This is a genomic window from Brevibacillus sp. Leaf182, assembly GCF_001423865.2.
GTDB classification, from domain to species: Bacteria; Bacillota; Bacilli; order Brevibacillales; family Brevibacillaceae; genus Brevibacillus; species Brevibacillus brevis_C.
In genome coordinates, this window is sequence record NZ_LMPN02000017.1 from 276,972 (window position 1) to 292,732 (window position 15,761).

The window sequence follows — 15,761 nt, forward strand, 5'->3', positions numbered from 1 at the left end:
CCCGGTTAGAAGCCTGCTAGGACAAAGATGATAGGATTCGTTCCGCTTTCTGGACGGCGGTCTCCAACGTTATGGTTTCGTCGAGAAACTGATCTAGAAGATCACTGAAGCCGTTTTCATCCGTCTTCGCCTCTTCCCGTTGCTCCGCTTTCTTTACCCAATGGCTTTCTTTGGCAAAGGGGTATGTCGGCAATGGAATCCGCTGCTGCTCCCCTTCCAGGAACAGCTTGCGTAAGTCCAGCGGATAACCGTGAACAAACAGCTCGGCACAAGCCAGCAGATGCTCTCGTGCCAGGCCGTCGACATTGTCTCGGTATGCCTGAATGCTTTGATTTACTTCCTCGATTCGCCGTTCATCATCCCGCATCCCGGCAGGCTGCAGCTCTGCTTGAACAACGTCCTGCGCATGGCCGTTCTCCAACCATTCGCCAAGCCGTTCGAGTAGCTCATGCCGGGAGCCGGCGACGCATGCAAACCGGTGCTTCAAGTGCTTACGTCCTGCCAGTAGCGTAAAGCTGACCGAGGCGCAGTCCAACTGCAGGGAGTGTCTGCAGTGCGCAGCCAGCCTTTCAACCTGTTGGCGCAACTGTACGGCAGTCCGTCCCGACAGCACGAACAAGTATGCGGATCTCGTCTCCCGCCTGCGAACCGGCTGAGGAGCTTCCTCAAGAACAAGATGCGCATTCGTTCCACTGAATCCGAATGAGCTAATGGCCGCCATTCGTTTCGTTCCCTCGCCAAGTGTCCAATCCCTAAGCTCCGTATTGACGTAAAAGGGACTATTTTCGAAAGCAATGCTTGTGTTGCCCTTTTCAAAATGGAGTGAAGGCGGCAGCTTTTTGTGACGCAATGACAGAATAACTTTCAAAAAGCCCGCAATGCCTGCGGCAGCAGCCGGATGTCCGAGATTCGATTTAATCGAACCGACCGCGCAATAGCGGTTATCGTCCGTGTAATGGCGGAACGCCCGGGTCAGTGCCTGAAACTCGATCGGATCTCCCAGCTTCGTTCCCGTTCCATGCGCCTCCACCAACTGAATATGGCGCGGATTGATGCCGAAGCTATCATACACATGCCGCAGCAGACGTTCCTGTGAATTCGCACTTGGTGCCGTAATGCCGTTTGTCGTGCCGTCTTGATTGATGCCGCTGCCGCGGATCACGCCATAAATATGATCGCCGTCGGCAAGCGCATCCTTCAAACGTTTGAGAACAACCACACCGGCGCCTTCTCCAGGCACGAAGCCATCGGCTCTTTCGTCAAAAGCATGGCATCGGCCGCTGGGAGAAAGCATACCGGCACGATTGGAGACGGTATAAAATTCAGACGTTGATTGGATAAATACGCCGCCCGCAAGCGCCATGTCCGTTTCCCTTGTCCACAGGCTTTGACAGGCAAGATGAATCGAAACCAGCGAACTGGAGCAGGCTGTATCCACCGTTACCGCAGGCCCCTGCAGGTTCAGGTAATAAGCGATCCGTGCAGGTATGACGGATCCTGCATTGCCCCAGAACGCCTGAGCCGGCGCTTCGTCTCCAAACAATCTCGCGTAATCGCTGCCGCAGCTACCGACATAGACGCCGCATCGCCGCGTATGCTCTCCCGGTCCCGCATATCCAGCATCCTCCAGCGCTTTCCACGATTCCTCGAGAAAGATACGCTGCTGAGGATCCATGTAATCGGCTTCCACGCCGGTGATGTTAAAGAAAAGCGGATCGAAGCAATCAATTGAGCTTAGAAAGCTTCCATGTCGGCAGCTTTTGACCCCTTCCGGATCCCGACCGCTCCCACGAAGTTCCCAGCGCGTCACTTCTTCTACCAAATCGGTTCCAGCCTCAAGATGTGACCATAGCTCCTCCACTGAATCCGAACGAGCAAAACGGCCGCTTATCCCGACAATGGCCACAGGTTCTAAAGACGTCGGAACCTGCGGCATGCTTGCATTCTCCATAGCAGAAGAACTGGCTTCAGGTTCGGTCACGTAATCGCCACCGGGTATACGCACTACAATCTTGCCGATATTTTTCCGGTTCTCCAACTGACGATAGGCTTCCTTAAAATCAGAGAGCGCGTAAACGCGGCCGATTGTTGGCCGAATGAACCCTTGTGCAATCAGAGCTGTCAACTCTTCCCAATAAGCCTGGATCGTAGCCGGTTGTTCGGCTGACAACGCTCTTAAGTCAACGGAATAGAACGCCCTGTTCTCGTTCAACAGAGACAAGTCGATGCTCCGTGCGGACTTCAGCGCGGTTAAGGCGAGCTCAATATACCGGCCTCCCGGAGCCAAACACCGGAATCCTTTCGACATCGCGTCCCCGGACAGTGTGTTCACAACGATCTGTAACCCTTGTCCGTCCGTAAGCCTCTTGATCTCCTGCTCGAAATCGTCTTCCCTGTAATTGATGAGCTTCGAAACACCGATACCTGCAAGATAGTCCAATTTTTCCTTGGAGCCAGCGGTAGCGTATATTTCCGCCCCGTAATGGCGGGCTAGCTGTACGGCCATCAAGCCGATTCCTCCCGCCGCCGTTTGAACAAGCACCTTGTCGCCCGGTTTGACTGCCGCTTTGCGAAAGGCGTCCATCATCGTAAGGCCGACTGCTGGCAGCGAACAAGCTTCTTCGAAGGACAGAAAGTCAGGCTTTGGAAGAAGCGACTGCTCCGAGCATACGATGTAGGTCGATTGCGCGCCTATATTTTCCCCTCCGGTCACAACCACTTGATCACCACGCCGGACGGAGGTCACTGCTTTACCGGTATCGATGACAACACCACTTGCCTCAAAGCCGGGCGTAAAAGGAAAAGGTGGCATCACTGGATACAGACCTTTGGCGCAAAGCAAATCGCCAAAGTTCAATGAAAAGGCGCGTACCTCAACAAGCACATCATGCTCCGTCAGCGGCGGCACTGCCGATTGTTTCAATTGAAGCTCGTCGATACTGCCGGGGCGTTCAACGACTATATGATGGCGTACCTGCCGCGTCTGACTCTTTTCCGCCAGCTCGAAGGTAGCTGCATCTTCTGTGGCTCGATACCCGTCCTCCGATGCCTCCGGTGCCGAGGCCCGTTCTTCAGCCATGGCCTGCGGCGGGGACTGGGCTGCGTTTTTATCCGACTGCCGGTACTTGCTCAGCAGTTCCTGCCGATGCTCGCGAAGCAGCCAATCGGATAGCCGCTCGACGCTGTTATAGTCAAAAATGATCGTCGTCTGGAGCTGCGTATCGCAGTGCTCATTAATGATATTAATGAGGTTGACCGCAATGATGGAATCGACGCCGTAATCCGAGAAGCTCCGATCGTCCTGGATTCGGCCTGCATCGATTTGCAGTGCATCCGCCACCGCTGTTCGAATAACGGTTTGGATAAACGAACCAAGCGCCCGATCCGAAACGTCACTGGCACCGTTTGTGCCGTTTGTGCCGTTTGTGCCGCTTGTGGACGGGCTGATCGGAAGCGGCTCCTGCCCCTGGAAATCCGACGGGACGCTCGCGCAACGGTTTAGGTACTGCCGGTACACGCCGTCGCTCTCCGCAGCAATGACAGCAGCACCGAGAAAATGACCTTTCTGTGCCGGATAGAAGATGCTCCGGAAACCTTCCTCCACCAAAAGCCGCTGCCACATTTCCGTAGTTAGAACCGGACTGCCGGGAATGCGTACTTCCGCATCCTCATGCAGCCACCAGCCTTCCAATAACCCGAAAGTCACGTGCATGAACAGGCGGTTTGCATGGATCTCGTTGATCAGCAATAACCCGCCCGGGCGCAGGGCTGCCTTTGCATGACGCAACGTACGGCTTATCCGTGCAGTGGCATGGAGCACATTCGTTGCTATGACAAGATCGAAGCTTCCTTCTTCAATCCCTTGCTCGGCAAGCGGACGTTCAATATCGACCATTTTGCAGGACAAGTAAGGAGCCTGCGTCCCATACGCCTGCTTTCCGTGAATCAGAAACGCCTTGGATAAATCCGTGTAAAGATAGTCGGCCATGTTGGATTGATACGGTTCCAGCCGCTTGAGTACAACCGCACTCGTCCCTCCCGTACCCGCTCCGATCTCCAGGATCCGAATCTTGGCCGACTTGTCCAGCGCCAAGCGTTCCTGTACATAAGCCGCCGCCGTATCCGCAAGCGCTTCATTGAAAAAATCAGCCATCAGATTGTTTTTGTAAACAGACTCCACCAATCCGAAGGAACCGTTCGGGAAAATAACATCCGTTGCCGGTAATTCCCCGACCAAAATGCGCTGGAGGGCGTGCAGCGTTTTTTCTGCCAACTCGGCTTGTGTATTCATATTGCCGTTGCTCTTCCATTCGCTTCTCATCCGGTACCATTGCCGCCACTCTCCATCCAAATCTAGAGGGCGTGTATCCAATATGCGCACCGTGCCGTCCTCGAGCCGAACATAACCGGCCCGTTCGAAGGCGGCTATGGTTTCTTGATGCCACCTGTAGTAGGCCGGCAGCATCCCGGACGCACCGTCTTCCACACTGCTAAGCCAGCCGCCTTCTCTGTAGATCGCCCACATCAATTTGCAAATGGCAGCGTCCAGTATCGCCATGGGGTGCCCCATATCGGATTGTATACGGTCAAGCCGCGTATCATCTGCTTCCTGTATGCGGTTTCGAATTCCTGGAAGCAGTGAGCTGCGATCAGCCTGCATGACTAGACGTTCATCCTGTAGCATTCCTGCAAGCGGCACCGGCTTTGTCATCTTCAGCATCACCAGTTGGTCCAATTGTCCTACAAGCAGCAATTCCAACGCGGCCATTGCTTCGTCCGGTTCAATGGAAGCTACGCCAAGCGAGGCCATTTTCTTCCGGTACTCCTCCGAGGCAACGACGCCTACGCTTCCCCAATAACCCCAATTCATCACCTTGACCGGGAAGGGCAGCTCCTTGCCAAGCCTGTGGGCATAAGCATCCTTGAAGGTGCAGCCGGAAGCATAATTACTTTGACCGGCCGGTTTGGTATACGAATTAATAGAAGAAAAGAACAACATAAAATCAAGCTGCTCAGCCGCGAATACTTGGGCCATCCGCGCACTGATATCCACTTTCGCCGATAGCGCCGCGCGGAAGCGTGCTTCATCCATGTTTGCCAAGCTTTGATCCAGCAGAACGATCGCGGAATGAATGACGCCATGGATTGTGCCATAGCGTGACTTCACTTCGTCGATAGACTGCTGTAAAGACTGCTTGTCTTTGGCATCGGCCGAAATATACCACGGCTCTATCCCATAAGCCGCACCCAGTCGGTCAATCTTAAGCTGAATGGTTTCATCCAGCGATTTCCGGCCAATCCAAACAATTCGTCCTCTATATTGGCGGATCATATATTCGGTCCACGCCTCGCCGATCCCGCCTGCACCGCCGATGACAACATACACGCCGCCTTGACGATAAAGGCTTTGTTTCGGTACGGCTGCGGCCACCGGAAGTATTTGTTGACGATACCACCGGTTATCCCGACAAGCCCATACGTGGCCTTCCGGGTCGGCAGGAAGACGGAACAATTGATCAAACGAAAGGCTGCCGCCTGCTTCCAAATCAGCAACCCGTATCGCCCATAGCGGATATTCCTTGGCAATCGCGCCGGCCAATCCGTGTACGCTGGCAGCGGAAGAACGCACGGCGTCATCGCGTTGGACCGAAACGGCTTGCTGGGTGATGAAGCTCAAGGCGATACGCTTGCTCCCATAACCCAGCGCCAATAAGGCCTTTACGAGCCGGAACAGATGAAGGACGCCCCTTTCCTGTTCTTCGATGGGAGCATCCGAAACGGCAGCTCCGGCCGGTTCCCGTGCCGCAATCCACAACAGATGCTCGAATTCGCCGCACGCCCTTACCTTGTGGGCCATCTCCTCGATCGTATCCGAAGCCTTCAGGATGATTCTCGGCGCTGCCGGCCACTCATGCTGATTTTCACGAACGGCCACGCTTTCGTCTTCCGCAATGATCACGGTTCGGTTCGGCGGCTGGACACTGCTTGTTTCTACTTCCGCCTCGCCCCAGACGTAAGTCAGCAAATCCGACAAGGTCTGGTCAGACTTCGCGGAAGCATAATCCGTGTTCGACGACTTCGCATGATCCGTCGCGTTCCGATCCGTCAAACGGGACGAAAATCCCTTTATTGCCACGCAAACGTTCCCTTGTTCATCACACAGATCGATATCAAGCTTATGAATGTGGCCGTCTGCAGCCTCGCCGCGTGTTGGCCGCAGCCAAGCCCACATAACCGTTGCGCAGCGGTCAAACAGCTCAAGCTCATCGATTGCAAACGGGAGCTTCATCTTGTTCTCTTCCGTCCCGTCCATAAAGAAAACCGCCGCTTGCAGGGCGGAATCCATCATGCTTGGGTGCATCGTGTAGCGATCCTTCGTGCTCTGGACGCTCGCGGGCAGCATGAGCTTGGCGAGTACGCCCTCAGGCCCTGTGTAAACCTCGTCCAATCCTCTTTGCCCGGAACCGTATTGAATACCCATTCGTTCAAATGCCTCGTAGCAGCTCTGAACGGACCGCTTCTGCGTCAGCGTAGTTTTCAACGCTTCAAGCAACACCACAGGTCGTTCCCGCATCTCGAAAAATGCTCCTGCCCCTTGACTATGGAGAACGCTCTCTTTCTCGATTTGGCTCGTAACCCGGTAGCTGATGTCTCCTTTTTGTTCCTGCTTCACCCCGATCCGAACGTCCAGAGGCTTGACAGCCACAGTCATGGGCTGTGCCCAAACGACTCGTTTCAGACGGAGCCCGAGTCTGCTCTCCCGCTCGCCGCCCGCCATCCGAATCGCGGCTTGAGCCATCTCCAAATAAGCGACACCGGGCAGAACCGGTTCGCCGTTCACGACGTGATCTCTGATGAAGAATTCCTCGCCTGTAAATGTCGAGCTGTATTTCATGCCCTGGAGATCCGATGTATTTCTTTGTACCAATGGGTGGAGTACAGCTTGCATTGTCGCATCACTTTCCGTCTGCGCATCCGCATGCGGTTTGACTTCCGGCACCCAATACCGTTCATCGGCAAAAGGATAGGTAGGCAGCGGAATTTTGAAATTGCTTCCCTTCGCGAACAGCTCGTGATAATCAAGCTCATAACCTTGTACGTAAAGCTCGGCTATCGATGACAAACGCTCCATATAGTCTGCGGCGTCGTTCGCATGTTGCAGCTCGCGAATGCACTGGTTTCCATACCGTTTCAAAGTAAGCTGCTGCCGCACGCCATTGGCGTTCAGCTCGGACTGGAATATCCGCGGCGTGGCCTCACTGCCGATCCACGAAGACAGTAAGGACGCTAATTCACGGGTATCACGGACGACAAGCGCCAGTCTGTGATGGAAGTGTTTCCGCCCTGTAAGCAGCGTAAAGCTTATGCTGCCGCAATCGGCGTCAGCGTTGGCTAAACCGTAATCCAGGAGCTGTTCCGCTTGCCGGCGCAGCTGCTCCTGCGTACAAGCCGACAAGACGATCAGGAAGCCCTGCCGTTTGATGGACCTACGATCGATTACAGGGGCTTCTTCGACAACAAGATGCGCGTTCGTCCCGCTGAACCCAAACGAGCTGACGGCTGCGCGGCGCCTGCTTCCTGCTTCGGCCTCCCAGCTCCTCAGCTCGGTATTGACATAAAACGGACTTTCTTTAAAATCAATGCCGGGGTTGCCGTTACTAAAATGCAAGGACGGCGGCAGCTGCTTATATTTGAGCGCCAGCAGTACCTTGAGCAAGCCGGCAATACCCGCGGCGGCTGCGGCATGGCCCATATTGGTCTTGACGGAGCCGATGGCGCAGTACTCCCGCCGCTCCGTATAATGGCGAAACGCATTCGTCAGAGCTTGATATTCGATCGGATCGCCCAATCGCGTGCCGGTCCCGTGTGCTTCGACTAGCTGTATACTTTCTGGATCAATGCCGAATGAATCGTAAACATCCCGTTCGAGACGCTCCTGGGATAACGCGCTTGGAGCCGTAAGACCGTTCGTTGTACCGTCCTGGTTTATACCTGAGCCTATGATGACGCCATAGATGTAATCACCGTCGGCCTGGGCGTCACGGAGCCGCTTCAGAACAACAGTCCCCACGCCTTCACCGGGTACAAAGCCATCTGCCCGTTCATCAAAAGTGTGGCACCGTCCCGACGCGGACAGCATACCCGCTTGATTGGCGCTCTCATAAAAGCTTGGTGTCGACTGAATGAAAACACCGCCGGCCAGCGCCAATTCTGTTTCCCCGGACCTTAAGCTCTGGCAAGCCATGTGGACAGCGACAAGCGAGCTTGAGCATGCGGTGTCGATGGTTACCGCCGGTCCGTGCAAGTTAAGATAATAGGCGATTCGTGCGGGAATGACCGAACCGGCATTGCCCCAAAACGCAGGTGCCGGCGCCTGCTTGCCCATCAGTCGGGCATAGTCGCTTCCACTGCTGCCGACAAACACGCCGCATTTTCGCCCATCCATTCCCGCTCCGGCATAACCGGCATCTTCAAGCGCTTTCCACGCTTCCTCTAAAAATAAACGCTGTTGAGGATCCATATAATTCGCTTCGTAACCCGATATGTTAAAGAAAACTGGGTCGAAACGGTCGATCGCATCGACATAGCTGCCTTTCGAACAGAAACTGTTATTCCCTGCCTTGTATGGGCTGAGATCCCAGCGGCTTGCCTCCTCGATCAAATCGGTCCCGTTTGCCAGATTGGCCCAAAATTCCTCCAGCGTTTCCGACTTGGCAAACCTGCCGCTCATCCCGATCACGGCAATGGGCTCCGGCTCCCGGCCTTGTTCCCCGCTGTGCGGTGCTCTCGGCAGTTCCGCATTGTCCAACTGCTTGACTAAAGCCGCCGTTTCTTGATATCGATAAGGCTCTGTAACCGTAACGACGATCTTGCCGATGGCCGTCCGATCCTCAATAGACCGGTAAGCATCCGCCACTCGCTCAAACGGGATAACCCTATCAATGACAGGGCTTATCGTTCCCGCTTCTACAAGCGCAAGCATCTCTTCGACATAACCGCGCAGCTCGGCCGGATTCTCGTTAGCAAGCTTTCTTGAATTGATGCTATAAAAGGTCTGATTCCCATCCAGCGCTGATAAATCGATCGTCTTCGCTGTTTTGAGTGCCGTCATCGCCAGCTCGATATAACGACCTCCCGACGCCAAACAGTTGATTCCTTTCTGAATGGCGTCCCCCGGAAGCGTATTGATAATGACATCGATTCCTTTACCGCCGGTCAGCCTGTCGATCTCTTCCTCGAAATCGGTCTCCCTGTAATTGATCCTATAGTTCACACCGAGTGATTCCAAAAATTCAAGCTTATGGTTGGACCCGGCTGTAACATATAGTTCCGCACCATAATGACGCGCAAGCTGTACCGCGATAAGTCCTGTTCCGCTTGCCGCGGTATGGATGAGAACTTTCTCGCCTTTCTTGAGATCCGCTTTGCGGAAAGCGTTGATCATCGTCACGGCGGCTGCCGGAATGGTACAAGCCTGCTCAAACGTGAGGTAATCCGGCTTCTTGAACAACTGGTCTTCCCGGCATGTAATCATGGTGGATTGTCCGCCGAAAGAAGCCCCGAGCGCCACAATCACTTCATCGCCCGTGCGAACAGTCGAAACGTCGGCACCGCAGGCTACAACAACCCCGCTTGCCTCAAAACCCGGTGTGAACGGGTATGCCGGCATGGTCGGGTATAAACCCTTCAAGCAGAGAAGATCGCCGAAATTCAGCGCAAAGGCACGGACAGCGATGCGAACTTCATCGGATCTCAGCTCTGGAACGCCAGATTGAGCAATCCGCAGCGAATCAACGCCCCCGGGCCGCTCGATCACGACATGGTGATACGTCGACTTTTCCGCAGGAAGGGGAGCGCTCTGACGCTCACTGACTGCAGGCGATGGGGATTCTGCTGGTTGCGATCGAAAGCGATTGTTAAACGCAGGTATGCTAAGGCCGCTTTGGACGGGCTGCTTTGCCGATACCCGCAGGGCTCGCGCGCCCTCTTCCTCTCTGCTGGCAGCCAGTTCGCTCTGCTTGAGAAGAACGGTTATTTGATCCGTATGCTCCTTGATCAAAAACGCACATAACCGCTTCACGTTATTGTAGTCAAACAGCACCGTTGTCTTGAGAATAAGGCCGAAGTGATGATTCAGGCTGTTCACGAGACTGACTGCCACGATGGAATCTACGCCGTATTCGGAGAAGCTTTTCTCTTCCTGAATACGCTTCTCGTCCATTTTCAAGGCTTGCGCGACATATTCCCGTATCGTCTTCTTGACATAGTCTTCCATCCACTGTTCTTCCACATGTTCACCGCTTTTGTCCGTATTGGTTAGGTCATGAAGCCGCTCGTGCCGCTCTCCGGCCGCAAGCCGCTTAGGTTGATCTAAAATGCCGTCGCTCAACGCGGCGATAATATGCTGGTCCCATGAAAGGCGTCCATCGGAAGGAATCATGATCCCGTGAAAGCCTGTCTGGGCAAGCAGGGACTGCCAGACTGGCACATGCAGACCCGGACATCCTGGAATTCGAAGCTCCGGATCTTCATAACGCCACCAGCCCTCCAGCAGACCGAATGTCACATGATTGAACATCGTGTTGCCGGTAAGCTCGTTTAACAGAAGCAGTCCGTTTGCGCGCAGTGCGGATTTGACATGATACAGCGTCTTTTTCATATCGCGGGTCGCATGAAGCACATTGGCCGCAATCACGATATCAAAGCTGCCCTTCGCCATTCCCTGCCCTTCCAACGCTTGCTCGACATCGAATAAATGGAAGGAAAGGTACGGATATTCTTTGCCATACTTCTGTTCCGCATGGAGCAAGAACGATTTGGATACATCCGTGTAGCTAAAATCGATGATATGCGCTTCATAAGGCTTCAGCCTCCGAAGCACCGCCTCGCTTGTTCCGCCGCTTCCGGCACCAATTTCCAAAATCCGTATTTTTACATTCGGATCAAGTACAATCCGTTCACGCACGTAATCCGCCGCCGTATCCGCGAGCAGGTCGTTATAAAAGTCGGCTACGCGGTTATTTTTGTAAATGCCCTCCACCAACGCCGTGGACGAACCTGGGAACATGACATCCGTCGGCCTAACGCCATCGGAGAGAATCTCGGAAAGCGCGCGCATCGTCGCCTCCACAAGGGAAGCTTGTGCAGAGACATCGTCATGGTCCAGCCATTTGTTCTTGTTCGCTTCCCATTCCACCCAGGCTTGCTCGAGAGTTACCGGCTCTTGGGCTGGAGCGTAAACGCCGGCTGCCTCCGGTATTAAATAGCCGCTGCGAACCAGCATTGCGACGCTTTCTTGAAACCATCTCCGGTAGGAGCTCAGCAATTCCGTCTCCGAGGGTATGTAACCTCCGAAGGCTGATAAAGAGGCCACCCATCCTGTTTCGCAAAAATAAGCCCAAAGCATCCGGCACAGTGTGCGGTTCATATCGTTCATTCGATCGATTGCTTCCGACACTTTGGCTTTGTCCTGCGCCGTCTCTTCATCGCCATTCAAAACTTGCGATACTCCTCTGGGTTCGCTAAGATACTCCGCCATTGTATTGATCGTCATCGTCTTAAATGCGGGCAATTCGGATGGCCGTATTTCAAGCTGACAAGCTTCGAACAGTTGATGAGCCCATTCATTCAGCTTGATCGGGTCCATACCGTATTCCTCCATCTCGGCGTCCGGATCAATCTCGTCTTCCTTCACACCTAAAATGGAAGCCGCAGCTTTTATCAAAACCGGCCGCAGTTGAACGGCCGTGCGGCTTTCAGCGGAACATGCCTGAAGCGCAAGTTCTCGTTTTACGGTCAACGCCCGAGTTACAAGACCTGTCATCCGGATACAGACACGGCCTTGGTCATCACATAAGTCGATATCGAATGTGAGATCCTGGTCCTTACCATTGCCTTCCTCCGAGACGCTCCGGATATAAGCCCACATCGATGGCGTGCATCCGCGAAACACCTCAAGTGACGTCAATGCAAACGGCATCGCAAGCGGTGCTTGCCCGTATTCTACTGCAGCCAAACCGATGCAGGCCTGCAAGGCGCCATCCATCATGCTAGGGTGTAACACGAAGTCATCCTTTGTTTCCGCAATCAATGAAGGCATCGACAGTTGCGCAAGCAGGTGCCCGTCGCCGATATAAATCTCGGATACCGAACGATGCGAGGGACCGTAATGAATACCCATCTCCTCGAACGCTTTGTAGCATTGTCCAGCCGATAACTGTCGTTGCGAGCATTGCTTCCGAATCTCCTGGTAATCTAAAACGGGCGGATCAGCCGCTTCTGTGACCAGCACGGTTCCTAGGCTGTGTACGTTCTCCCCAGCTTGTTCCTCCGGTGCCCCGGTATAAATCCGATAATCAATTGTCCCGTTGTCGCTTGGCTTCAAGGTAATATGGGCATGTACAGGTTCATCGCCTGCAAGGATCGGCTGCGCCCATACCACCTGTTGCAATCGGACGGATACCTCCGGCAGTGACTTGCCGATGGATAGGACAGCCGCTTCTCGGGCCATTTCCAAATAAGCGACTCCCGGAAGGATGCGCCTGCCTTCAACCTGGTGGTCCTCCAAGTAAAATTCAGTTCCTTCAAACCGCGAACTAAAGCGCTGTACGGTGAAATCCGACGTATTGCGATGCAGCAGCGGATGAATCGGATCAGCACCCGCTACCGTTTGGGTGCTTTTCATATCCGGGATCCAGTATCTCTGCTTGTCGAACGGATACGTCGGGAGCGAGATCGGACGAGGCTTTAGCGCTTCGTATCGGCGATTCCAATCATAGACGCCGCCCTGAACCCACCGTTCGAGAACCTTCGATATATCCTCGTGCTCAAGTATTTCGGGCTTGCTTCCCCTGCTGCCGGATCCAACACTTCCCTGGTACAGCAGCGGAATTCCTTGGCGGCCATCCAAATAAGCGGAGAGCTTATATTGAAGCTCCTCAACCGATTCAACGGCAACGGCCAACCGTTCTTCATGCTCATCCCTGCCGGTCTGCAGCATATAAGCAATCTGCGCCAATTCCGCTTCGCTATTTTTCGATTTGCTCATCCACTCGACGAACTGGCGAACCTGCTCACGCAGCCGTTCTTCATTTTTGGCCGACCATATCAGCGCATAAGGAGCTCCTATTACCAGAGCGGCCGATGCTTCTTCCACATATTCTTCGATGACGACATGGGCATAGGAGCCGGAAAAGCCGAAGGAGCTGACACCCGCCCGTCTCGGAAGTCCGTCCCTTGTGTCCCAGTATTGATTCTCCCGGTTAATGTAAAGCGCCGAGCCTTCTAGTTGGATGTAAGGGTTTATTTGATTAAGCTTTGGCATTGCTGGTATTTGCCGATGCCTCATCTGTTGGATGACTTTGATGACGCCAGCGATTCCGGCAGCACCTTCCGTGTGGCCGATATTCGACTTCACGGAACCGACCGCGCAGAACTGCTTCTTGTCGGTGAAACGCTCAAACGCTTTCTTCAAGCTGCTTATTTCGATCGGGTCGCCGAGTGCCGTACCGGTGCCATGCGCTTCGATATAACCGATCGATTCTGGCTCAATCCCTGCGTCCTCCCAAGCTTTCGCAATGACATGTTCCTCGCCCTCGATACTTGGTGCCGTAAGGGATGGCGTATGTCCTCCATGCAGCGCCGCTGAACCTTTTATGACGGCGTAGATGCGGTCGCCGTCTTTCTTCGCTTGCGACAGCGGTTTAAGCAGCATGCTGGCGATCGCCTCTCCCGGTACATACCCGTCGGCGGCTGCATCAAACGTATGGCAGCGACCGGTGGGAGATAAGGCGCCGATACTGCTGAAATACCGGTAGTGCCAGGACGACAGCAGCAGATTGACGCCGCCGACAAAGGCCATCTTACACTCCCCATTTTGCAAGGAACGGCAAGCCGTATGTAAAGCGAACAAAGACGAAGAACACGCTGTATCTATCGCCATGCTCGGGCCTTTCAAATCAAAGATGAACGATACCCGATTGGCGACAACCGTCTGCGCATTGCCTGTCCCCATATGAGGATCGACGGGGAGATTCATTTCCGCAATTCGGTCCGCGTAATCATGAACACACGCCCCGACAAATACTCCCGTGCTGCTTCCTCTTAACTGCTTCACAACGCCTGCATCCTCCGCGGTTGCGTAGACGCTTTGCAGCAGCAGACGGATTTGCGGATCCATCCATTCGGCTTCTCTTGGCGATATGTTAAAAAATTCAGCATCAAACTTATCGACATCATCGATAAAGCTGCCCCATTTGCAATACGTCTTATCCTTGGCCTGGCGGTCTTCGTCGAACCAAGGCCGGAAATCCCAATGGTCGGGCGGAATCTCTTTGATCAGATCCTTCCGGGATACGATATTTTCCCAAAACGTTTCGATATCGGACGATTCTGCAAATAATGCGTGCATCCCGATGACCGCGATATCTTCATGGTGGACTTCGTTTCCTGCGATCCGGCCCGCGGTCGACGAATGAGTCTTCGGCTTTGCTTCCACGGTCGGTGCAAATGCCGTTCCCAGCAGCTTCTGGAAGGCCTCCCTATGCTCCTTGCCAAAATAGGACGCAAGCTCCTCAATGCTTGGGTACTCGAAGAACAAGGTCGGATAGAGCTCGGAGCCGATTTCCCCTCCGATAACGCCGGTAAGTGCAATAAGCTGAGCGGAGTTTAGACCAAGCTCCATTAAATTCGCCGTAATGCTGCAAGACTTTAACCGGCCATCGGTGACCGTCTCCACCTGACGCACCAAATAGCCGATGATGCGGTCTTCCAGAGCCTCGATTCCGCCATCAGCGGAATCATTCGTTGCAGTCTCTTCACGTGAGATTGCTGAAAGACGGAGTCGCTTGATCGAACATTCCGTCAGCTCCGCCACCACTTTGCCGGTGTTATCAATCAGCTCCGCATCGAAAACGATCATTTCGTCCGATTCTTTCAAATGATGGATATGAATCCAGCATTCGTTCAATCGTTCGGTTTTACGGAAGAGCACATCCTTGACCGCAAACGGCAAATAACCGTCCCAACCGGTCGCCTTATTCAAAAGGGGGACGACCGAGAGAAACGCACTGTTTAAGAGCAGAGGATGAATACTCGATTCAGATTCCTCGGAAGCCGATTCGCCGGTCAGTTCAGCCCGGACAAGAATATAGTCCTGTCCTTTGTATACACGCTGAATGGTTCTGAAGCTTGGCCCTAATTCAACGGTTCGATTGATCTCATAGATCCGATCCAACTGCTCGTACAGTTCGGCTGATGCCTGTAGCTCGACCAGATCCAAAACACGGTTACTTGCCGGACATACAAGAAGCTCACCTTTAGCGGTGAGCCGTCTGTCCTCTGAGGAGAGGTTCCCATACACGGTCTCGAAGCCCGTGGCTTCATAGCTGTCCTTCTCGAGCTTCATCTCGACGATCACCGGCTGCGCAGGATCGACTTTTATAGGGCTGATGAAGGAAAGATTCCGAATTCGGCCGCAACGTTCCCTCTCATAGAGGGCAAAATAAGCATCCATGGCCATTGAAGCATGAGCGACGCCTATGATAACCGGTTGGCCGCCGACTTTGTGGTCACGCAGAAGCGTCTCATCGTAATGATAGCTTCTCGTCCACTGGCGGTTGGCCGCTTCGAAAGCAGGCCGTGGCGGAACCTGGCTCGCAAGCCGCCGGGCTTCCATGACTTCCTGAAGCGCCTGCTCGACCTCCAGATTGCCGTTTTGTACCCGTTCAAGAAGACGTTCCAATTCTTCCTTTTTCATGTCC

The 15,761-nt window shown here is 54.0% G+C and carries 1 protein-coding gene; it reads right to left on the bottom strand.

Translation table 11 applies throughout. The annotated features are described in order from the left end of the window. Nucleotides 1-16 precede the first annotated feature (16 nt). Nucleotides 17-15,757 carry an SDR family NAD(P)-dependent oxidoreductase gene (locus ASG16_RS07455; RefSeq protein ID WP_198674194.1) on the bottom strand — a complete coding sequence of 5,247 codons (15,741 nt, stop codon included), beginning with the start codon at nucleotides 15,755-15,757 and terminating at the stop codon, nucleotides 17-19. Nucleotides 15,758-15,761 lie beyond the last annotated feature (4 nt).

What these genes read in the sequence shown, in the direction of transcription:
- ASG16_RS07455 (WP_198674194.1), bottom strand. Translation starts at nt 15,757, where the DNA reads ATGAAAAAGGAAGAATTGGAACGTCTTCTTGAACGGGTACAAAACGGC.